The 20011-nt window shown below is 61.8% G+C and carries 20 protein-coding genes; 17 read left to right on the forward strand and 3 right to left on the reverse strand.

Features of this window, described 5'->3' with window-relative positions; translation table 11 throughout:
• Positions 1–3 precede the first annotated feature (3 nt).
• Positions 4–1173 (reverse strand): ribonuclease D, encoded by a 1170-nt coding sequence (rnd, locus tag ACI3KW_RS03690; RefSeq protein ID WP_113120445.1) that lies wholly within the window; start codon positions 1171–1173, stop codon positions 4–6.
• 200 nt (positions 1174–1373) lie between these two features.
• On the opposite strand from rnd, the gene aspS reads away from it, so the two are divergent.
• From aspS to ACI3KW_RS03775, 17 genes are all read left to right on the forward strand, one after another.
• Complete coding sequence (aspS, locus tag ACI3KW_RS03695) at positions 1374–3167, forward strand: aspartate--tRNA ligase (RefSeq protein WP_113120446.1); 1794 nt, start codon at positions 1374–1376, stop codon at positions 3165–3167.
• A 141-nt stretch (positions 3168–3308) separates the two neighbouring features.
• Complete coding sequence (locus tag ACI3KW_RS03700) at positions 3309–4907, forward strand: EAL domain-containing protein (protein ID WP_404846978.1); 1599 nt, start codon at positions 3309–3311, stop codon at positions 4905–4907.
• An 81-nt stretch (positions 4908–4988) separates the two neighbouring features.
• On the forward strand, positions 4989–7307 hold the full coding sequence (locus ACI3KW_RS03705) for an NADP-dependent malic enzyme (protein ID WP_404846979.1): 2319 nt from the start codon (positions 4989–4991) through the stop codon (positions 7305–7307).
• Positions 7304–7594 carry a Dabb family protein gene (locus ACI3KW_RS03710; RefSeq protein WP_404846980.1) on the forward strand — a complete coding sequence of 97 codons (291 nt, stop codon included), beginning with the start codon at positions 7304–7306 and terminating at the stop codon, positions 7592–7594. The genes ACI3KW_RS03705 and ACI3KW_RS03710 overlap by 4 nt, the downstream gene beginning before the upstream one ends.
• A gap of 138 nt (positions 7595–7732) precedes the next feature.
• Positions 7733–8131: a septum formation initiator family protein gene (locus ACI3KW_RS03715; RefSeq protein WP_404846981.1), complete on the forward strand. Its 399-nt coding sequence runs from the start codon at positions 7733–7735 to the stop codon at positions 8129–8131.
• Between the two features lie 115 nt (positions 8132–8246).
• The gene (pdhA, locus tag ACI3KW_RS03720; RefSeq protein WP_113120450.1) at positions 8247–9266 is read left to right on the forward strand and encodes a pyruvate dehydrogenase (acetyl-transferring) E1 component subunit alpha; all 1020 of its coding nucleotides are present in this window, start codon (positions 8247–8249) and stop codon (positions 9264–9266) included.
• Positions 9266–9655 carry a hypothetical protein gene (locus ACI3KW_RS03725; protein WP_404846982.1) on the forward strand — a complete coding sequence of 130 codons (390 nt, stop codon included), beginning with the start codon at positions 9266–9268 and terminating at the stop codon, positions 9653–9655. Before pdhA ends, ACI3KW_RS03725 begins: the two co-directional genes overlap by 1 nt.
• Entirely contained in the window at positions 9652–10020 is a 369-nt protein-coding gene (locus ACI3KW_RS03730) for a hypothetical protein (RefSeq protein WP_404846983.1), read from the forward strand. Before ACI3KW_RS03725 ends, ACI3KW_RS03730 begins: the two co-directional genes overlap by 4 nt.
• Positions 10021–11409, forward strand: a complete 1389-nt coding sequence (locus tag ACI3KW_RS03735; RefSeq protein ID WP_404846984.1) for a pyruvate dehydrogenase complex E1 component subunit beta — start codon at positions 10021–10023, stop codon at positions 11407–11409.
• Positions 11410–11420: 11 nt separating this feature from the next.
• Entirely contained in the window at positions 11421–12794 is a 1374-nt protein-coding gene (locus ACI3KW_RS03740; protein WP_404846985.1) for a pyruvate dehydrogenase complex dihydrolipoamide acetyltransferase, read from the forward strand.
• Between the two features lie 12 nt (positions 12795–12806).
• Complete coding sequence (locus ACI3KW_RS03745) at positions 12807–13457, forward strand: SGNH/GDSL hydrolase family protein (RefSeq protein ID WP_113120456.1); 651 nt, start codon at positions 12807–12809, stop codon at positions 13455–13457.
• Between the two features lie 20 nt (positions 13458–13477).
• Positions 13478–14917: a dihydrolipoyl dehydrogenase gene (gene lpdA, locus ACI3KW_RS03750; protein ID WP_262167740.1), complete on the forward strand. Its 1440-nt coding sequence runs from the start codon at positions 13478–13480 to the stop codon at positions 14915–14917.
• A gap of 91 nt (positions 14918–15008) precedes the next feature.
• Positions 15009–16049 (forward strand): Gfo/Idh/MocA family protein, encoded by a 1041-nt coding sequence (locus ACI3KW_RS03755; protein ID WP_404846986.1) that lies wholly within the window; start codon positions 15009–15011, stop codon positions 16047–16049.
• Positions 16046–16303: a GlsB/YeaQ/YmgE family stress response membrane protein gene (locus ACI3KW_RS03760; protein ID WP_262167736.1), complete on the forward strand. Its 258-nt coding sequence runs from the start codon at positions 16046–16048 to the stop codon at positions 16301–16303. The genes ACI3KW_RS03755 and ACI3KW_RS03760 overlap by 4 nt, the downstream gene beginning before the upstream one ends.
• 85 nt (positions 16304–16388) lie before the next feature.
• Positions 16389–17342 carry a lipoyl synthase gene (gene lipA / locus ACI3KW_RS03765; RefSeq protein ID WP_262167734.1) on the forward strand — a complete coding sequence of 318 codons (954 nt, stop codon included), beginning with the start codon at positions 16389–16391 and terminating at the stop codon, positions 17340–17342.
• The gene (locus ACI3KW_RS03770) at positions 17342–17785 is read left to right on the forward strand and encodes a type II toxin-antitoxin system RatA family toxin (RefSeq protein WP_262167732.1); all 444 of its coding nucleotides are present in this window, start codon (positions 17342–17344) and stop codon (positions 17783–17785) included. Before lipA ends, ACI3KW_RS03770 begins: the two co-directional genes overlap by 1 nt.
• Positions 17786–17787: 2 nt before the next feature.
• A complete protein-coding gene (locus tag ACI3KW_RS03775; RefSeq protein WP_404846987.1) occupies positions 17788–18153 on the forward strand; it encodes a VOC family protein in 366 nt (121 codons plus the stop codon).
• 3 nt (positions 18154–18156) lie between these two features.
• On the opposite strand, the gene ACI3KW_RS03780 is transcribed toward ACI3KW_RS03775, so the two are convergent.
• Entirely contained in the window at positions 18157–18657 is a 501-nt protein-coding gene (locus ACI3KW_RS03780; protein ID WP_404846988.1) for a CinA family protein, read from the reverse strand.
• On the reverse strand, positions 18657–19847 hold the full coding sequence (locus ACI3KW_RS03785; RefSeq protein ID WP_404846989.1) for a bifunctional 2-C-methyl-D-erythritol 4-phosphate cytidylyltransferase/2-C-methyl-D-erythritol 2,4-cyclodiphosphate synthase: 1191 nt from the start codon (positions 19845–19847) through the stop codon (positions 18657–18659). Before ACI3KW_RS03785 ends, ACI3KW_RS03780 begins: the two co-directional genes overlap by 1 nt.
• Positions 19848–20011 lie beyond the last annotated feature (164 nt).

Below are 20011 nucleotides of genomic sequence, written 5' to 3' on the forward strand. Positions count from 1 at the left end.
CGGCTATTCAGCCGCTTCCGCCTGCGCGACGGGGAATTCGACGATGCCCTTGCGGGTGGCAACCAGGCCGACGCGACCGTGTTTGATCGCCAGGGCCTTTTCGCCGAACAGCTTGCGGCGCCAGCCTTTGAGGGCGGCGACATCAGCTTCGTCATCGAGCACCAGGGCATCGATATCGTCTGAGGTCGCGATGATACGGGCGGCGACGCCGTGTTGCTCGGACACCGATTTGAGCAGCACGCGGATGAGATCGCCCACCGCGCCCTTGGGCGAGGGGCCGCGATAGCGCTCGGGCATGGTCGGCAATTCGGCCTTGCCCAGCTCCTCGACATCCTTGAGCAGCGCCATGATCTCGGCGGCGGCGGAACTCCGGCCAAAGCCGCGGGGCACGGCACGCAGTTTGTCGAAGGCCTCAGGCGTCAGCGGGCGTTGCATGGCCAGTTCGAACAGCACGTCATCCTTGAGAATCCGGCTACGCGGCTGATCGCTGTCCTGCGCGCGTTTTTCGCGCCAGCCGGCCAGCACCTTGAGGGCCGCCAGGTCGCGCGGGCGATTGATCTTCATCTTCAGGCGTTCCCAGGCCTTGTCCGGTTGCACGACATAGGTATCGATGCTGCGCAGCACGCCCAGCTCGTCCTCTACCCAATCCCAGCGCTTGGTGGCATCCACCTGCTTGCGCAATTCGCGATAGATATCGCGCAGATAGGTGACGTCGGCCAGCGCATAGGTCAGTTGCTTTTCCGAGAGCGGACGGGCCGACCAATCGGTAAAGCGGGAGGATTTGTCGAGTTCGACATTGGTGATGGAGCGCACCAGATTGTCGTAGGAGACGCTATCGCCAAAGCCGCAGACGCTGGCGGCGATCTGCGTGTCGAAAATATTGACCGGCACTTTGCCGCTCAGCTTGACGAAAATTTCCACGTCCTGCCGTGCGGCATGGAACACCTTGGTGACTTCCGGATTGGCCAGCAGCGCGAAGAAGGGTGTCAAATCGATCCCCGACGCCAACGGGTCGATCAGTACGGCTTCATCATCAGTCGCGGCCTGAATCAGGCAAAGCTTTGGCCAGTAAGTGGTTTCGCGCAAGAACTCGGTATCAACCGTTACGAAGTCGAACTTAGCGGCACGATCGCAGAAGGCCGCGAGCGCATCTGTGGAAATTATGGCGTCCATACCGGTTTCCGTCTCAAAATAGTCAAGATTGTTCCTAGCAGGTGCGAGAGCGTCACTCCAGAAGTGAATCTTTAAGCATAAGGAATTGGTTAGCGCAGCAGGATGATGCAACCCCACCGGCTAGGCCAGCCAAACTTGACAAGCATGGCGACCCATGCGCTTTTCCGGCCCAAGATTCCGGCCTTTTACCGAGTTCCGACATGACAACACATCGCTACCGCTCGCACACCTGCGGGGCCCTGACGGCCCAGGACGCAGGCCAGACCGTCCGCCTCAGCGGCTGGGTGCATCGTATCCGTGACCATGGCGGCCTGCTCTTCATCGATCTGCGCGACCATTATGGCCTGACCCAGGCCGTGATCGACCCTGATTCTCCGGCCTTCGCCGCTGCCGAGAAAATCCGGGCCGAATGGGTGCTGCGTATTGACGGAGAAGTGAAGCTGCGCGACGCGGCAGCCGTGAATCCGAACCTGCCCACCGGCGCGGTCGAAATTTATGTGCGCGAGATCGAAGTGCTCTCGGCGGCCAAGGAATTGCCATTGCCGGTGTTCGGCGATCAGGAATATCCCGAGGACGTGCGGCTGAAGTATCGCTTCGTCGATCTGCGCCGCGAGAAGCTGCATGCCAACATCGTCAAGCGCACCAAGGTGATCGCTGCGATGCGCCGCGAAATGGCGACGGCCGGCTTTGCCGAATATTCGACGCCGATTCTCACTGCGTCGTCACCTGAAGGCGCACGCGACTTCCTCGTGCCCAGTCGCATCCATCCCGGCAAGTTCTTTGCGCTGCCGCAGGCGCCCCAGCAGTACAAGCAGCTGCTGATGGTGGCCGGCTTTGACCGCTATTTCCAGATCGCGCCCTGTTTCCGCGACGAAGATCCGCGTGCCGACCGCCTGCCGGGCGAGTTCTACCAGCTCGACCTCGAAATGAGCTTTGTGACGCAGGAAGACGTGTGGAACACGATGACCCCGGTCATCACCGGCATTTTCGAGGAATTTGCCGATGGCAAGCGCGTGACCAAGGACTGGCCGCGCATTCCCTATGACACGGCGATCCGCAAATATGGCTCGGACAAGCCCGATCTGCGCAACCCCATCGAAATGCAGGCCGTGACCGAGCATTTCGCTGGGTCGGGCTTCAAGGTGTTTGCCGGCCAGATCGAGGCTGACGACAAGGTCGAAGTGTGGGCCATTCCGGCCAAGAACAAGCCCGGTGCCGAGCCGATCGGCCGCGCATTCTGCGACCGCATGAATGCCTGGGCGCAGGGCGAAGGCCAGCCAGGCCTTGGCTATATCTTCTTCAAGGACGGGCAGGGCTCCGGCCCCATCGCCAAGAATATTGGTGAAGAACGCACCGCCGCCATCAAGGCCCAGCTTGGTCTTGCCGATGGCGACGCCGTGTTCTTCGTCTGCGGCCGCCCGGCCAAGTTCTACAAGTTTGCCGGTGAAGCCCGCACCAAGGCCGCGACCGATATCGGCATTGTCGATACTGAGCAGTTCGCCCTGTGCTGGATCGTCGATTTCCCGTTCTACGAATGGGACGAAGAGGAAAAGCGCGTGGACTTCGCGCATAACCCCTTCTCCATGCCGCAGGGCGGCATCGAGGCGCTCAACAGCCAGGACCCGCTGACCATCAAGGCCTATCAGTATGATGCGGTCTGCAACGGCTATGAAATCGCCTCTGGTTCGATCCGTAACCAGTTGCCCGAGACCATGGTCAAGGCGTTCGAACTAACCGGCAAGAGCCGTGACGAGGTCGAAGAGCAGTTCGGCGGCCTCTATCGCGCCTTTCAATATGGCGCCCCGCCACACGGTGGCGCTGCCTTCGGCGTCGATCGCATCGTCATGCTGATCTGCGGCGTGCAGAACCTGCGCGAGATCACGGCCTTCCCGATGAACCAGCAGGCCGAAGACCTGCTGATGAACGCGCCCAGTCCGGCTTCGGCCAAGCAACTGCGCGAGCTGAGCATCCGCCTGAACGTGCAGGACAAGTAGGCTCTACCGACCGAATTTTGGGGCGGGCACCACAGGGTGCCCGCCCTTTTCGTTTCCGGCGGTTAATCAGCGTTAATGATGCGTTAAACGCCTGTTGTTACCGCTATGGCGGCGAGAAACTATTTTCCCGGATTCGTTTTTGTGCAGTCGCGGTATTCCCACATCCTGATGCTGTTGGGCGCCATTCTGGCGTTCGTGCCCATCCTGGCGGTGGACTATCTGCTCGACGCCTATGTGCGGGTCCGCGAAAAAGCGGTGATTCAACAATCCGCTAGCCTGGTTAGTTCACAAATCGAAATCGGCGCGATGGATGCGGTGGCCTCGCTGCGGCGGGTATTGGCGGCCAGTCCCTCGCTCTGTACACCGACCTTTGTCGCCAATGTGCAGGACGAGATCGAATCCAGCCTCAACCTCAAGCAGGTGCTGGTCGAGAATGCCGATGGTGTCCAATATTGCGACGCCTTTGGCCGTACGATTTCCTATTCGCCGCTGTCGCAAAGCCTGCCGATCCCCGGGCATACCGAGACAATCACGGTGGTCAAGCTGGGCCAGATGGCAATGCCGGCGCTCAAGATCACACAGGTATTTGGCACGACGCGGCGGGTTTCCGCCTTTGTGCCGCTGGTCGGCCAGAGCCAGGCGGGGCTGGCCCAAACCATTCCCGCTGCCGGCATGCTGCGCGTGGTGCTGACCAATGGTACCTCGGTATTCACCCTGGGCGACGCGACGGCGTTTGACGGGCAGGGGGCTACCGAATTCGTTTCGGCGCAGAGTTTTGCCGGGGAATTGCCGCTCAAGATCGAGGCCGCCGTGCCGTTTGCCGTGGTGCGCGCAGGTTACGCCGATCTCGATATGAGCTTCACCGTCCTGGCTTGCCTGATGAGCGCAGGATTCCTGCTGATGGCGCTGCATTATGTTCGCCGCTCGCGCGTGCCGGCTTTCGATCTGGAACGCGCCATCGCCCGCGGCCAGATCAAGCCCTATTACCAGCCGGTCATCAACCTGCGGACGGGCGAGTTGGTCGGCTGCGAAGTGCTGTGCCGCTGGGAAAAGCGCAATGGCGAAGTGGTGCCGCCGGGTGCGTTCATCGACTATGCCGAAGTCACGGGCCTCGCCATACCCATGACGCTGTCGCTGATGCAGCAGGTCAAGTTCGACCTGGGCGAATTGTGCCGGCAGATGCCCGACCTCAAGGTGTCGATCAACCTGTTCGAGGGGCATTTCCGCGATGGCAGCATTATCGAGGACGTGCAGGCCATCTTCGGGGGCTCACCGATCGCCTATCGGCAGCTGGTGTTCGAGATTACCGAGCGTCGCCCGCTGGCTAATTCGACCGTGGCGATCAGTGTGATTGCCGGGCTGCATGCGCTGGGCGCCAAGCTGGCCATGGACGATGCGGGCACCGGACACTCCAACCTGGCCTATCTCGCCACGCTTGGCGTGGACGTGATCAAGATCGACCGGGTGTTTGTTGATATGGTCAAGCCGGAGACGACCCAGGTGCCGGTGCTGGACGGGCTGATCGCCATGGCCAAGGACCTCAATTGCGAGATCGTGGCCGAGGGCGTGGAGACCGAAGCGCAGGCGCTCTACCTGCGGGCGCGGGGCGTGTTGCATGCCCAGGGTTTCATTTTTGCGCCGGCACTCAAGGTCGGGGCATTCAAGGAACTGGCCCTGGCGCTGCAGGCGACCCATCCGACCCGGCGGCGCGGCGAGGCCAGTGTCGCCAGCGCTGCCTAGACGGCAAGTCCCCTTCGGACATTAGGTCTTTTCATCCTGCCGGATTGATGGCACGTACGCGTGCCGGCAATCCATTGTCCGATGGTCCCCGCCGGATCGCCAGGAGAATACCTCGTGTCCACCGACATCAACGAGCAGCGGAAAGCCCTTCGCGAAGCGGCCCTGCATTTCCATGAATTCCCCAAGCCGGGCAAGCTGGAAATCCAGCCAACCAAGCCCCTGGGCAACCAGCGCGATCTGGCGCTGGCCTATTCTCCCGGCGTTGCGGCGCCCTGCGAGGAAATCGCGGAGAATCCGGATAGCGTGGCGCGCTATACCTCGCGCCAGAACCTGGTCGCGGTGATTTCCAACGGCACCGCCGTGCTCGGTCTGGGCAATATCGGCGCGCTGGCATCCAAGCCGGTGATGGAAGGCAAGGCGGTCCTGTTCAAGAAATTCGCCGGCATCGACGTGTTCGATCTCGAAATCGACGAGATCGACCCCAAGAAATTCATCGATGCCGTGGCGCCGCTGTGGCCCACCTTTGGCGGCATCAACCTCGAAGATATTCGCGCGCCCGATTGCTTTGAAATCGAGGAAACGCTGCGCGAGCGCATGCCAATTCCGGTGTTCCATGACGACCAGCATGGCACCGCTATCATTGTCGGTGCTGCGGTGCTGAATGGACTCGAACTGGCCGGCAAGAAGATCGAAGACGTCAAAATCTGCACGTCCGGGGCAGGGGCCGCGGCTATTGCCTGCCTCAATGTGCTGGTCGCGCTCGGCGCAAAATACGAGAATATCTGGGTCGCCGACAAAGATGGTCTGGTCACCCACAAGCGCAACGACGTCAATGACAAGTGGCGCGGTCAGTTCCGCCGCACCAGCGAGGCGACGAGCCTCGCCGAAGTGATCGATGGCGCCGATGTGTTCCTGGGCCTCTCGGCTGCCGGGGCGCTCAAGCCCGAAATGCTGACCAAGATGGCGCCCAAGCCGCTGATTCTGGCTTTGGCCAATCCGAACCCGGAAATCATGCCGGAGCTGGCAAAGGAAGTCCGGCCGGACGCCATGGTCTGCACCGGCCGCTCGGATTATCCGAACCAGGTCAACAATGTGCTGTGCTTTCCGTTTATTTTCCGCGGTGCGCTCGATGTTGGCGCCACCACGATCAATGAGGAAATGAAGCTGGCGGCCGTGCGCGCCATTGCCAAGCTGGCGCATGAGCCGGGGCTGGAATCCTCGCCCTCGGGCACGCCGGCCGTCTATGGCCCCGAGCACATCATTCCCAATCCGTTCGATCAGCGGCTGATTCTGCGCATCGCGCCGGCCGTCGCCCGCGCGGCGATGGATTCGGGCGTGGCCAAGAAGCCGATCACCGACTGGAAGGCCTATCTCGATAGCCTCAACCGCTTCGTGTTCCGCTCCGGGCTCGTGATGAAGCCGATCATCGATCGGGCCCAGGGGCAGAACAAGCGCCTCGCCTTTGCCGATGGCGAAGACGAGCGCGTGCTGCGCGCCACCCAGGTGCTGCTCGAGGAACGCATTGCCCGGCCCATCCTGATCGGCCGCCCGGCGGTGATCGAGGCACGTATCGAGCGCTTCGGGCTCAACCTCAAGCCCGGTACCGATTTCGAGATCATCAATCCCGAAGACGATCCGCGCTATCGCGACTATGTCGCACTGTTCCACTCGCTGGTCGGCCGCGACGGCGTCACGCCCGACACCGCCCGCCAGATGGTGCGCACCAATACGACCGTGATCGGCGCCCTGGCCGTCAAGCGCGGCGAAGCCGATGCGCTGATTTGTGGCCTGCAGGGGCGCTTTATCAAGCATGTGCGCGATATCCGCTCGGTCATCGGACTGCAGGACGGGCTCAATGACGTGTCGGCGCTCTCCATGCTGATCATGCCGCGCGGCGCGTTTTTCCTGGCCGATACCTATGTCCACCAGGACCCGACCGCCGACGAAATCGTGCGCATCACACTGCAGGCGCGCGACCACCTCAAGCGCTTCAACATCGAGGCCCGCGCGGCGCTGCTGAGCTATTCGAACTTCGGTTCGCGCGATGGCGACAGCGCCTACAAGATGCGCGAGGCCTATAACAAGCTCAAGGCAATCGCTCCGGACCTGATCGTCGAAGGCGAAATGCAGGGCGACCTGGCGCTCAATCAGGAATTGCGCGAGCGCTATGTGCCCGACACCGTGCTGACCGGCGAAGCCAATCTGCTTATCTTCCCGAACCTTGACGCCGCCAACCTGTCCATGACCTTGCTCAAGGAAATGAACAACGCCCTCTCCGTCGGTCCGATCCTGATGGGGCCGCGTTCGCCGGCGCATATCCTGGCGCCGTCCACCACCAGCCGCGGCATTGTCAACATGGCCGCCATCGCTGCCAATGAAGCGATCGGGACCGAAGCATGATCCGGCATACGGTCGTCTTCACGCTCAAGCATCAGGCTGGATCGGCGGAGGAGGGTGCCTTCCTCCGCAATGCCAAGGTGCTGGCACACATTCCGGGCGTCGAGAAGTTCGAGCAGTTGCGGCAGGTCAGTCCGAAGAACGATTATGCCTTCGGCTTCTCGATGGAATTTGCCGATCAGGCTGCGTACACCGGCTATAATGAGCATCCGGAGCATGTTGCGTTCGTGCGGGACCGCTGGGTGCCGGAAGTGGCGCGGTTTCTGGAGATCGACTACGTGGCGCTTTGAGGAGAGGGGTGGCGCCGACCGTGGTGGCACCACACTCCAAGCTGGGTGCACCGTAGCTGTCGGCTAACGCACTGCTTCGCAACCCCGCGTTAAGGCATTGTCAGCCATACTGGCCGCGTTCAGTATTCGGTTTTGCCCATGCCCACCCGTCTCAAACGTCCGGCCATTTGGCGTCCATTGGCAATGACTGTGGCTTTGCTCGGGTTTCAGGGCTATTTGGCCTATTCGGCGATCAGCGGGCAGTTCGGCATCGACAATCGGGGCCAGATACTGGCTGATATCGATGTGCTCAAGGCGCGCTCTGCGGCGCTGCAGGCGGAAATCGATGCGTTCCGGCACCGCTCGACGCTGATGGATAGCCGCAAGCTTGATCCCGATATCGTCACCGAGCGGGCTCGGGCGCTGCTGAACATGGCCAATGCGAATGACATTATCGTCATGGTTGATCCGGTGAGTGGTAAACCACTTTCCGGTAAATTCGATGAATTAGCCAAAGATCAGTTAAACGAAATTATATCAGCGGATTCAATTCTTTAGCGTTGATCCGATCTGCCGCTTGGGCATTGCTTTCCGCCAATTGCTTGCACTATGATGGCGTTGTGTGGCCAATTCGGGCCCTGCGGCAAATCCATTCCGATGCGGAGCGTTCCCTATGGCGCGTAAGGCTGTGGCCACCAAGGCCAAGACGCAATCCAACATACCTCAGCTGACCAAGGAACAGGAGCTCGAAGCCTATCGCGAGATGCTGCTGATCCGTCGCTTCGAGGAAAAGGCCGGCCAGATGTATGGCATGGGCCTGATCGGCGGCTTCTGCCACCTTTATATCGGCCAGGAAGCTGTCGTCACCGGCATCACCATGGCCAGCGAAAAGGGCAAGGACGCGCAGATCACCGGCTATCGCGACCACGGCCACATGCTGGTCATGGGGCTCGACCCCAAGGGCGTCATGGCTGAGCTGACCGGACGCCAGGGCGGCCTGTCGCGCGGCAAGGGCGGCTCGATGCACATGTTCTCCAACGAGCATCGCTTCTATGGCGGCAACGGCATTGTCGGCGCGCAGGCGTCGCTGGGCACGGGCCTCGGCTTTGCGGCCAAGTACAAGGGCGACGGTTCGGTCTCCATTGCCTATTTCGGCGACGGCGCGGCCAACCAGGGCCAGGTCTATGAGAGCTTCAACATGGCCAAGCTCTGGAACCTGCCGGTCGTGTTCATCATCGAGAACAACAAATACGCCATGGGCACCTCGATCGAGCGCTCGTCGGCAACCACCGATTTCTCCAAGCGCGGCGCTTCGTTCGACATTCCGGGCGAGCAGGTCGACGGCATGGATGTGCGCATGGTCTATGATGCCGCCAAGCGCGCCATCGAGCATGCCCGCTCGGGCAAGGGCCCGTTCATCCTCGAAATGCTGACCTATCGCTATCGCGGCCATTCGATGTCCGACCCGGCGAAATATCGCACCAAGGACGAAGTGACCAAGTACCGCCAGGAACGCGACCCGATCGAGCAGATCAAGGCGCGGCTGCTGGCCGAGGGCTATGCAACCGAAGAATCGCTCAAGGCAACGGAAAACGAAATCCGCGCCATCGTCACCGAAGCCGCCGATTTTGCGACCAACGATCCCGAGCCGGATGCGTCCGAGCTCTGGACCGACATCACCATCTCAGCCTGATGACCGGCCCTGTCGACATTGTCGAGAGTATCAACGGCGTACCCGTGTCCATTACCCATGGGCTGGACGTGGGCACGAGCCCGAACGGGGACATCGAGTATCACTACAACTTTCTCGATTATGTCTTCGGGGCGGACGAGCAGACGATCTTCGCGCGCAGCTATCTCGGTGATGACCGGGCCGATGTCCGCTCCTATACGCGCGACCTCGACACTTGGCCGCTGGCACTGCGCGCACTGATCTATCTGCAGCTCCGCTATCGCGAGCTCACCGTGCTGATGACCAATGGCTACGAGCCCCTGCCCAAGGCGCTGGCCAAGCGCGTGGAGGAGGGCGTAGCCCAATTCCTAGCGGCGTCGGTCATCGACAGTGGTGGGAGGCCGGCATGAGTATCCTGCTCGGTGTCATCGTGCTGTTTGCCATCCTGTCGGCGGTCGTGGCTGTCGTGCAGGCCATGGCGATCACTCGCCTGGCGCCCGCCAGCGAGCAGATCGGCTCGTTCTTTCCGCTCGGCTGGTGGAAGTTCAGCAAGCTCGACGCCAAGGCCGGCCCGCAGGCGGCTGCGCCCCTGGCAATCTACAAGCGCGCCGTCATCGCCTTCCTGATCTTTCTGGTGCTTGGCTTGGTGCTGAGCGGTTGGTCCGCCAATCGCCCTGCGCCGGCCGAGAGCACCACTGCCTTTATTCAATCCAATCCTGAAATTCCTGCCCGCCGCGTGGCCGCGATGCCCGGCGCCCCCTCGCTGGAGAGTTAAATGCCCCAAATTCTGATGCCTGCGCTGTCGCCCACCATGGAAGAGGGCAAACTGTCCAAGTGGCTGGTCAAGGTCGGCGACAGTGTCAAATCCGGCGACGTGCTGGCCGAAATCGAAACCGACAAGGCGACGATGGAAGTCGAGTCGGTCGATGAAGGCGTGGTCAAGGAACTGCTGATCGCCGAAGGCACGGACGCGGTGAAGGTCAATACGCCCATCGCGCTGATCCTGGCCGAAGGCGAAACCGCCGGTGCAGCGCCTGCCGCGCAGACCGCCCCGGAGCCGGCTGAGGCCCCGGTGGTTCCAGCTGAAAAGGCGGCCGAGGCTGCACCCGCTGCTGCCACGGTTCCGGCCGCGCCAAAGTTTGAAGCCCAGAGCGACCCCGATCTGCCCGAAGGCGTCGAGATGGTCGAGATGACCGTGCGCCAGGCGCTGAACGAGGCCATGGCTGAGGAGCTGCGCCGCGACAAGGACGTTTTCGTGATGGGCGAGGAAGTCGCCGAATATCAGGGCGCCTACAAGATCACGCAGAACCTGCTGCAGGAATTCGGCCCCGAGCGCATTATCGATACCCCGATCACCGAGCATGGTTTTGCGGGTCTCGCCGTCGGTGCAGCCTTTGCCGGCCTCAAGCCGATCGTAGAATTCATGACCTGGAACTTTGCCATGCAGGCAATCGACCAGATCATCAACTCGGCCGCCAAGCAGCTCTATATGTCGGGCGGCCAGGTTACCGCGCCCATGGTGTTCCGCGGCCCGAACGGCGTTGCCTCGCGCGTTGGCGCCCAGCACAGCCAGGACTATTCGGCCTGGTATAGCCACGTTCCCGGCCTCACCGTCATTGCGCCCTATAGCGCCGCCGACGCCAAGGGCCTTCTGAAGGCCGCCATTCGTTCGCCCAACCCGGTCGTCTTTCTCGAAAACGAAATTCTCTACGGCTCCACGGGCCTGGTCCCCAAGGTCGATGATTTCGTGCTGCCGATCGGCAAGGCCCGCATTGCCCGCAAGGGTGCGGACGTCACCATCGTCTCGTTCTCGATGGGCATGCGTTATGCCACCCAGGCCACGGAAAAGCTGGTCGCGGCGGGCGTCGATGTCGAACTGATCGATCTGCGCACGCTGCGCCCGCTCGACAGTGACACCGTGATCGAGTCGGTCAAAAAGACCGGGCGCCTGGTAACCGTGGAAGAGGGCTGGCCGCAGGGCGGCATCGGTGCCGAGATTTCGGCCCGCGTCATGGAACAGGCGTTCGATTATCTCGACGCCCCCGTCATGCGCGTGACCGGCAAGGATGTTCCGATGCCCTACGCCGCCAATCTCGAAAAGCTGGCGCTGCCCAACGTCGATGAAGTCATCGCGGCGGTCAATGCCGTGACGTACCGCTCGTAAGGAGAGACGAGATGCCGATTGAAATCACCATGCCGGCGCTCTCCCCCACGATGGAAGAGGGCAAGCTTGCCAAATGGCACGTCAAGGAGGGCGACAGCGTCTCCTCCGGTGACGTGATCGCCGAAATCGAAACCGATAAGGCCACGATGGAAGTCGAGGCCGTTGACGAGGGCAAGATCGGCAAGATCATGGTTGCCGAGGGCACCGATAATGTGAAGGTCAACGCGGTCATTGCCGTGTTGCTGCAGGAAGGTGAGGACGCCAGCGCCATTGGGGCGGGGGGCAGCAAGCCCGCCGAGGCCCCCAAGGCGGAAGCGCCTAAGGCTGATGCTCCAAAAGCCGACGCCGGCACGGTGATGCGCGCTGACGCCGCCACCCAGACGGCGCCGACCGCCAAGGCCGATCCGGCGCCGGTTGCCAATTCAGGCTCCAGCGCCCCGGCCAAAGCTGAAGGCGGCAAGGTGTTTGCTTCGCCACTTGCCCGGCGCCTGGCCAAGGAAGCCGGGATCGATGTGTCGGCCATTGCCGGCTCGGGCCCCAAGGGCCGCGTCGTCAAGTCGGACGTCGAGGCCGCCAAGTCGGGCAAGGGTGCAACCAAGCCTGCTGCCGCGACGGCATCGGCCGGTGCGGCTCCTGCGACCGGGATGAGCAAGAACCAGGTCATCGCGCTTTACGAAGAAGGCAGCTACGAACTGGTGCCTAACGATGGCATGCGCAAGGTCGTGGCAGCGCGCCTCACCGAATCCAAGCAGACGGTGCCGCATTTCTACCTGACGCTCGATTGCAAGATCGATGCGCTACTGGCGGCTCGCGAGCAGATCAATGCCTCGGCGCCCAAGAGCAAGGAGGGCAAGCCGGCCTTCAAGCTCTCGGTCAATGACTTCGTGATGAAGGCCTGGGCTGTGGCCTTGCAGCGCGTGCCCGCGGCCAATGCCACCTGGGCGGGGGACTCGATCCTCTACCACAAGCGCAGCGACGTAGCGGTTGCCGTGTCGGTGCCGGGCGGGCTGTTCACGCCCGTGGTCAAATCCTGCGATACCAAGACGCTTCGCGAAATCTCCGAAGAGGTCAAGGATCTGGCCGGCCGCGCCCGCAACAAGAAGCTGGCACCGCATGAATATCAGGGCGGTGCTTCATCGGTGTCCAACCTGGGCATGTTCGGCATTAAGGAATTTGCCGCGGTGATCAATCCGCCGCATGGCACGATCCTGGCGGTCGGCGTTGGTGAGGAACGCGTCTATCCCGAAAACGGGCAGATCAAGATCGGCCAGTTCATGACAGTCACGCTCTCCTGCGATCACCGCGCCGTCGATGGCGCGCTGGGCGCCGAAGTGCTGGGCGTGTTCAAGGGCCTGATCGAAAATCCCGTGATGATGCTGGCCTAAGGGGCAGGGCGCATGAAAACCATCCTCGCCTATGGCGATAGCCTGACCTACGGCGCCAATCCGCAGCCTAATGGGCCGCGGCATGCCTATGAAGATCGCTGGCCGAGTGTGCTGGAGCAAGGCCTGGGCGGCAAGGCGCGGGTGATTGCCGAAGGGTTGGGCGGCCGCACGACGGCTTCGGATGATTGGTACGCTGCGGCTGATCGCAATGGGGCGCGCATCCTGCCGACCCTGCTCGACAGCCATTCGCCGCTCGATCTGGTCATCATCATGCTGGGCACGAATGACCTCAAGCCCGCCGTCTGCGGTTCGGCTCTCGAGGCTTCGTTTGGCCTGCGCCGTCTGGTGCAGATCATTCGGGGGCAGGCGGCGGGCAAGGGCGAAACCGCGCCCCAGATTATTCTCGTTGCGCCACCGCTGATCTGCGACAGCGACAATGCCGACATGCTCGGCCATTTCGGCGGGCTGCAACATGGGCTCGAGCAATCGAGCCAGTTTGCCGCTCACTATGCGCGCCGTGCGCAGGAGTGGAATACCGGCTTCTTCGACGCGTCCACGGTGGCCAAGGCCGACCCGGCTGACGGCGTTCACCTCGATGCGGCCAATACCCGCGCCATCGGCGTCGGGCTCGTGCCCGTCGTCAAATCCATGCTCGGCCTCTAGGCCAAACTCTGGAGGCCAAAATGGCTGACCAATACGATCTTCTCGTCATCGGTGCCGGTCCGGGCGGCTATGTCGCCGCCATTCGCGGCGCGCAGCTCGGCATGAAGGTGGGCATTATCGAGCGCGAGCATATGGCTGGCATCTGCTCGAACTGGGGTTGCATTCCCACCAAGGCGTTGCTGCGCTCGGCCGAAATCTACGGCCATATGAGTCACGCCAAGGATTACGGCCTGACGGTCGAGAAATTCGGCGTCGATATCGATGGCGTGGTCAAGCGTTCGCGCGCCATTGCCGCGCAGATGAACAATGGCGTCCAGTTCCTCATGAAGAAGAACAAGGTCGACATCATCTGGGGCGAAGCGGTCATCACCAAGCCCGGCGAAGTCAAGGTCGCCCCGACCAAGAAGGCCATCGTGCAGCCGCAGGGTCCCGTTCCCAAGAATGCTCTGGGCGAGGGCACGTACAAGGCAAAAAACATCATCATCGCTACCGGTGCTCGCCCGCGCGTGCTGCCCGGCATCGAGCCCGATGGCGACAAGATCTGGACCTATTTTGAAGCGATGAAACCGGCCGCCATGCCCAAATCGCTGGTGGTGATGGGCTCGGGCGCCATCGGCGTCGAATTTGCCTCGTTCTACCGCTCGATGGGCGCCGAAGTGACCATTATCGAGCTGCTGCCGCAGATCATGCCGGTGGAAGATGCCGAGATTTCCGGCCTTGCTCGCAAGCGCCTGGAAAAGCGGGGCATCAAGATCCTGACCGATGCCAAGGTCGCCAAGGTCGAAAAGACCAAGGACGGCGTGGTCGCCCATGTCGAGCTGAAATCCGGCGAGAAGCAGCAGATCGCGGGCGACAAGCTGATCTCGGCTGTCGGCGTACAGTGCAATATCGAAGGACTGGGGCTTGAGACCGTCGGGGTCAAGACCGAGCGCGGCGCCATTGTCATCGATGGCTACGGCAAGACCAATGTGGACGGCATCTGGGCCATTGGCGACGTCGCCGGCCCGCCGATGCTGGCGCACAAGGCCGAGCATGAGGCTGTCATCACCGTCGAAAAGATTGCCGGTCTCAAGGTGCATGGCCTCGACAAGCTCAAGGTGCCGGGCTGCACTTATTGCGAGCCGCAGGTGGCCAGCGTCGGGCTGACCGAAGCCAAGGCCAAGGAATTGGGTCGCGAGATCAAGGTGGGGCGCTTCCCATTTGTCGGCAATGGCAAGGCCATTGCCCTGGGCGAGCCCGATGGGCTGGTCAAAACCATTTTCGACGCCAAGACCGGGGAACTTCTGGGTGCGCACATGATTGGTGCCGAAGTCACCGAACTGATCCAGGGCTTCGTCATCGCGATGAACCTGGAGACGACCGAGGAAGAACTGATCCACACCATCTTCCCGCACCCGACCCTGAGCGAAACGATGAAGGAAAGCGTTCTGGACGCCTATGGTCGCGCGCTGAACATCTAGCGCGCAACTGCTCACCGCCGTTGCCACGACCTCGCCCTGCTACGCGTGCAGGGTGGGGCGCAACAGCAACGGAATTGAAGGAGTTATCCACATGGTCAAAGCCATCCAAGTCGGCCTCGGACACTGGGGATTCAGCTGGACCAAGGAAGTTATCCCCAAAGTTCCCAGCATTCACATGGTGGGCTATGTCGATTCCAATCCGGACGCGGTCAAGCGCGTACAGAACGAACTCGGCATCGAGGAGAAGCGCTGCTTCCTGAGCCTTGATGAGGCAGCCAAGGGTGTCGAAGCCGACCTTGCCATCTGCACGCTGCGCACCGAGGCACATTATCCGGTGGTCAAGCGGTGCCTCGAGCTGGGTTTCAATGTCTTGGTCGAAAAGCCCTTCGCCTCGACCATCGCGCAGGCGAAGGAACTGGTGGATCTCGCCAAGGCCAATGGCCGGGTGCTGATGGTCAGCCAGAATTATCGCTTCCAGCCTGCGCCGATTGCCGCAGCCGAGCTGATCGGCGCGCAGAAGTTCGGGCCGGTGAACCTGGTCTCGATCGATTTCCGCCGCCACGCACCGAGCCAGGGCTACCGCTATTGGGACATGCCCGATCCGCTGCTGGCCGATATGTCGATCCACCATTTCGACCTGATGCGCATGGTGCTGAGCGACGAGCCCAAGCGCGTCTCCTGCCGCACCTGGAACCCGGCGGCCAGTCCCTTCGGCCATCACCCGATCGGCGTGGCGACGTTGGAATTCGAGAAGGGTACTATCGTCTCCTATCGCGGTAGCTGGATGAGCAGCGGCCCGGTAACGCCGTGGGCGGGCGAATGGACCATGGATTGCTCGGAAGGCGAGATCATCTGGAGTTCGCGCGATCATTTCATGGGCAAGGCCGGCCCCGACCGGCTTAGCCTGCGTGAGCGCGACAAGGAAGCCGTTCCCGTCTCACTGGCGCCCGTCGAATTCACCGACCGTACCGGCACATTGGCGGCGATCGCCAAAGTGATCGAGTCCGGCTCGGTTCCTGCCCGGTTCAGCTCGGGCGAGGACAACCTGCATTCGCTTGCCTTGGTGCAGGCCACTATCACTTCCGCCGCCCGGGGCGGCGAATGGGTCGACATAGCGGAGATCATGCAATGAGCGTCGGAATGCAGGAACTACTGATCTTTCTGGCCATCGGCCTGGTCGCCGGCTGGCTCGCCGGACTGCTGCTTGGTGGCGGTGGGCTGTTGCGCAACCTGATCGTGGGCGTCATTGGCGCCTTTGTGGGGGGCTGGCTGCTGTCGGTGGCCAATATTTCACTGCCCATCGGCAATGTGCTGGTGAGCCAGATCATTACCGCAACGATTGGCGCTATCGTCGTCATCATCGTGGCGCGAGTTGTCGCCAAGTAGGGGGCAGCCCATCATAAAGACCGGGTTGAACCGGCAGCCTTTGGGAGCGATATAACGGGCACGCTCTGCCCAGTCAGGACCAAAATTGGTTACGCTCATTGATAATTCGGCGCTCAAACCGCGCCACCCGGAAAAGGCCAACCGGCCCGACAGCGTCGTGCTGCGCAAGCCGGACTGGATCCGCGTGAAAGCGCCGGGTTCTCCGGTCTATAAGGAAACCCAGCAGATCGTGCGCGAGCATGGGCTGGTGACCGTGTGCGAAGAAGCCGGCTGCCCCAATATCGGGGAATGCTGGAGCAAGAAGCACGCGACCATGATGATCATGGGCGAAATCTGCACCCGCGCCTGCGCGTTCTGCAATGTGCGCACCGGCATGCCCGGCCCGCTCGACGCGAGTGAACCGGAAAAGGTTGCCCTGGCCGTGCAGAAGCTCGGCCTTGAGCATGTCGTCATCACCTCGGTGGACCGCGACGACCTGGCCGATGGCGGCGCGCAGCATTTTGCCGACGTGATCCTGGCCATTCGCGCGCACAATCCCCGCACCACGATCGAAATCCTGACGCCTGACTTCCTGCGCAAGGAAGGGGCCCTCGAAATCGTCGTGGCAGCCAAGCCAGACGTGTTCAACCACAACCTTGAAACTGTGCCCTCGAAATATCTCAAGGTGCGGCCCGGCGCGCGTTACTTCCACTCGATCCGCCTGCTGCAAAAGGTCAAGGAACTCGACCCCACCATGTTCACCAAGTCCGGTATCATGGTTGGCCTCGGCGAAGAGCGGAATGAAGTGCTCCAGCTGATGGACGATTTGCGTTCGGCCGATGTGGATTTCCTGACCATCGGGCAATATCTGCAGCCGACCAAGAAGCACTATCCGCTGCAGCGCTTCGTCACGCCCGATGAATTCAAGTCCTACGCCACCGTTGCGACTGCCAAGGGCTTTTCCCTGGTCTCGTCCAGTCCCTTGACCCGCTCGTCCCACCACGCTGGCGAAGACTTCGCCAAGCTCAAGGCAGCCCGGATGGCAAAGCTCGGCCACTGATGAAACGCTTTTTCGAACGGCATGTGCCGCATCTGCCCAAGCGCATGTTCGACATCGTCGCCGACCTGTCGGACTATCCGCGCTTCATCCCCAATTGCAAGGCAATGGAGGTCCGCAAGGACCCCGCCGCCGGCGCGGCCGATATAAGGCTGGCCAAGATGACGCTGTTCTTCGGCCCGATCACGCAAGCCTATACCAGCCGGGTGACTGTCGATCCCGAAGCGCTGACCATCCGTGCCAAGGCGGTGGATGGCCCCTTTGCCTATCTCGATAGCGTATGGAGCTTCGAGCCGGAGGGCATGGGCACGCGCGTGCGCTTCGAAATCGACTTCAAGATTTCCAACCCGCTGATCGCCGCCGTGGCCGAGCCGGCTTTCGCCGCCAAGCAGGACGAAATCATGCGCGCCTTCGCCGATGAGGCGGACAGCCGCTACGGGGATTAGCGATGTTCGAACGGCTCGATTGCGTTTGTTTGCACACGGACGACATCGAGACATCCCTGACGTTCCTTGGCGATATGGGCACGACCGAGGCTTGGCGGCTCGACCGCTTGCTTGACGACGGCAGGCCTTGGACTTTGGTTGGGCTGGATTTCCCCGACAAGACCAGTTCGCAACTTGTACTCAGCACGCATCCTGATCGGCGGATGATTGAGGTCGAAATACGGGTTGCCGACGTTCGCCGCGCTTATGAGCAATTGCGCCAGAGCCCAGGCGTTCGCTGGCTGGCCGAACCATTCCCCATCGAGCAAGGTCATGTGGCCGTCATGCAGGCGCCGGACGGAAATGCCTTTGTGCTGATCGGCAACTAAGCTTTAGTCGTCGTCGCTATTGAGCACCTGCAGGATCAGTTCGAACGCCGCTTCCACAGTGGCCCGGCGCACGGCATCGCGACCGATATCGCCGAAGCGGTGTTCGATCACCACCGTGGCCAGTTCCGACGACACCGCTACATAAACCAAGCCCACCGGTTTCTTCTCGGTGCCGCCATCGGGGCCAGCGATGCCGGTCACGGACACTGCAAAATCGACCCGCGCCGTATTGCGCGCGCCGTCCGCCATGGCTCGGGCCACCTGGTTGGACACCGCGCCGTAATCATGGATGAGCCGGGCAGGGACCTGGATCATGCGCGACTTGGCAGAATTGGCGTAGGTGATGTAGCCGCCATAAAAGGCGGCGGATGAGCCTGGAACGTCGGTCAACGCCGCGGCAATCATGCCGCCGGTGCAACTCTCTGCGGTAACAATGGTCTTACCGGCCTGCGTGAGGAAATCGATGACTTCCTTGCCGGGATCGCGCGCTGCCCTGGCTGCCATCAATCCCCCCTCGGTACTTCTACACTCGCACTCGCCATGGCCACGATACCTTCCTCCCGCCCGGTAAAGCCGAGCTTTTCACTCGTTGTCGCTTTGATCGCGATCCTGTTGGTCGCAATTCCCAGTGTTTCGGCAATCACCGCCTGCATTGCCTGCACATGTTGCGCAATCCTGGGTCCTTCGCAGACAATTGTCACGTCAAGATTGACGATGCGACCGCCCATTCCGGTCACGAGATCGCCAGCGTGCTTGAGGAAGATGGTGGAGGCCGCGCCTTTCCACTGCATATCGGCCGGCGGAAAGTGTACCCCGATATCGCCTTCGCCGATGGCGCCCAAAATGGCGTCGGTCAGCGCATGCAGCGCTACGTCAGCGTCGGAATGACCCTTGAGCTTGGCTTGATAGGGAATGCGCACCCCGCCCAGCCATACAGCGTCACCGGGCTCGAATGGATGCACGTCAAAGCCGGTGCCGACACGGGTTTCCATAGCGAAATCTCCTGAAACGATCCGCTCGGCCCGCTCGAAATCCTGGGGATGCGTAATCTTGATATTGTCGGGGTCGCCCATCACCATGGCGACCTTGAGCCCCGCCCATTCGGCGATTTCTGCGTCGTCGGTGAACCGGCGGCGAATGGTGGAAGCGCGCATATGCGCGGAAAAAATCTGCCCGAAGCGGAAACCCTGCGGCGTCTGGGCGGCATGAAGCTGGTTGCGATCCTCGGTGGCAACGACCAGGCGGCCGTCCAGCGACCGCTTTATGGTGTCGGTGACACCAAGAGCGGGCAGGGCGCCATCATATTGGTCCAGCACCGCAATGACGTCGCCAATCAGGTCGGTGGTGGCAAACGGCCGCGCCGCATCCTGGATCAGCACCAGATCAGGCCTCGATGGTGCCAGGGCCTTGAGGCCTTCCAGCGCCGAGGCTTGCCGCGTGCCGCCCCCAAGTACCGGCGCCAGGAGGCGGTTGTCGTTGAGGCCAAGAGCGGCGTAGCGCTCTGCATGGCTTGCGTGGATAACGGGCAGAATCTGGCCGATGGCAGGATGGTCGAGAAATGCCTGGATGGTCCGCTGCAACACCGGCACGCCTGCGACATTGCGGTATTGCTTGGGATCGGGCGTTCCGCCGGCACTCGCACGCTCACCCTGGCCAGCAGCAACAATGATGACGGCGATGGATTTTTGACGCATATCGGAACAGACACTCAACCCGGAAAACCGTCACATGAATCTGGTCTAGCCGTGCCGGTGTCATGCGGCAAGTGCAGGGCTGCCGCACACGCGGCAACGGTACATAAGGTGTTGCGCTAGCGGCGCTTTTGATTATTGTGCGGGCAGAAATTCAAAAATGACCA

The organism is Devosia sp. ZW T5_3 (genome assembly GCF_044987315.1).
Classification (GTDB): Bacteria; Pseudomonadota; Alphaproteobacteria; order Rhizobiales; family Devosiaceae; genus Devosia.

Coding starts and splice junctions, on each gene's coding strand:
- rnd (WP_113120445.1), bottom strand. CDS start 1,173: ATGGACGCCATAATTTCCACAGATGCGCTCGCGGCCTTCTGCGATCGT.
- aspS (WP_113120446.1), top strand. CDS start 1,374: ATGACAACACATCGCTACCGCTCGCACACCTGCGGGGCCCTGACGGCC.
- ACI3KW_RS03705 (WP_404846979.1), top strand. CDS start 4,989: ATGGTCCCCGCCGGATCGCCAGGAGAATACCTCGTGTCCACCGACATC.
- ACI3KW_RS03710 (WP_404846980.1), top strand. CDS start 7,304: ATGATCCGGCATACGGTCGTCTTCACGCTCAAGCATCAGGCTGGATCG.
- ACI3KW_RS03715 (WP_404846981.1), top strand. CDS start 7,733: ATGCCCACCCGTCTCAAACGTCCGGCCATTTGGCGTCCATTGGCAATG.
- pdhA (WP_113120450.1), top strand. CDS start 8,247: ATGGCGCGTAAGGCTGTGGCCACCAAGGCCAAGACGCAATCCAACATA.
- ACI3KW_RS03725 (WP_404846982.1), top strand. CDS start 9,266: ATGACCGGCCCTGTCGACATTGTCGAGAGTATCAACGGCGTACCCGTG.
- ACI3KW_RS03730 (WP_404846983.1), top strand. CDS start 9,652: ATGAGTATCCTGCTCGGTGTCATCGTGCTGTTTGCCATCCTGTCGGCG.
- ACI3KW_RS03735 (WP_404846984.1), top strand. CDS start 10,021: ATGCCCCAAATTCTGATGCCTGCGCTGTCGCCCACCATGGAAGAGGGC.
- ACI3KW_RS03740 (WP_404846985.1), top strand. CDS start 11,421: ATGCCGATTGAAATCACCATGCCGGCGCTCTCCCCCACGATGGAAGAG.
- ACI3KW_RS03745 (WP_113120456.1), top strand. CDS start 12,807: ATGAAAACCATCCTCGCCTATGGCGATAGCCTGACCTACGGCGCCAAT.
- lpdA (WP_262167740.1), top strand. CDS start 13,478: ATGGCTGACCAATACGATCTTCTCGTCATCGGTGCCGGTCCGGGCGGC.
- ACI3KW_RS03755 (WP_404846986.1), top strand. CDS start 15,009: ATGGTCAAAGCCATCCAAGTCGGCCTCGGACACTGGGGATTCAGCTGG.
- ACI3KW_RS03760 (WP_262167736.1), top strand. CDS start 16,046: ATGAGCGTCGGAATGCAGGAACTACTGATCTTTCTGGCCATCGGCCTG.
- ACI3KW_RS03770 (WP_262167732.1), top strand. CDS start 17,342: ATGAAACGCTTTTTCGAACGGCATGTGCCGCATCTGCCCAAGCGCATG.
- ACI3KW_RS03775 (WP_404846987.1), top strand. CDS start 17,788: ATGTTCGAACGGCTCGATTGCGTTTGTTTGCACACGGACGACATCGAG.
- ACI3KW_RS03780 (WP_404846988.1), bottom strand. CDS start 18,657: ATGGCAGCCAGGGCAGCGCGCGATCCCGGCAAGGAAGTCATCGATTTC.
- ACI3KW_RS03785 (WP_404846989.1), bottom strand. CDS start 19,847: ATGCGTCAAAAATCCATCGCCGTCATCATTGTTGCTGCTGGCCAGGGT.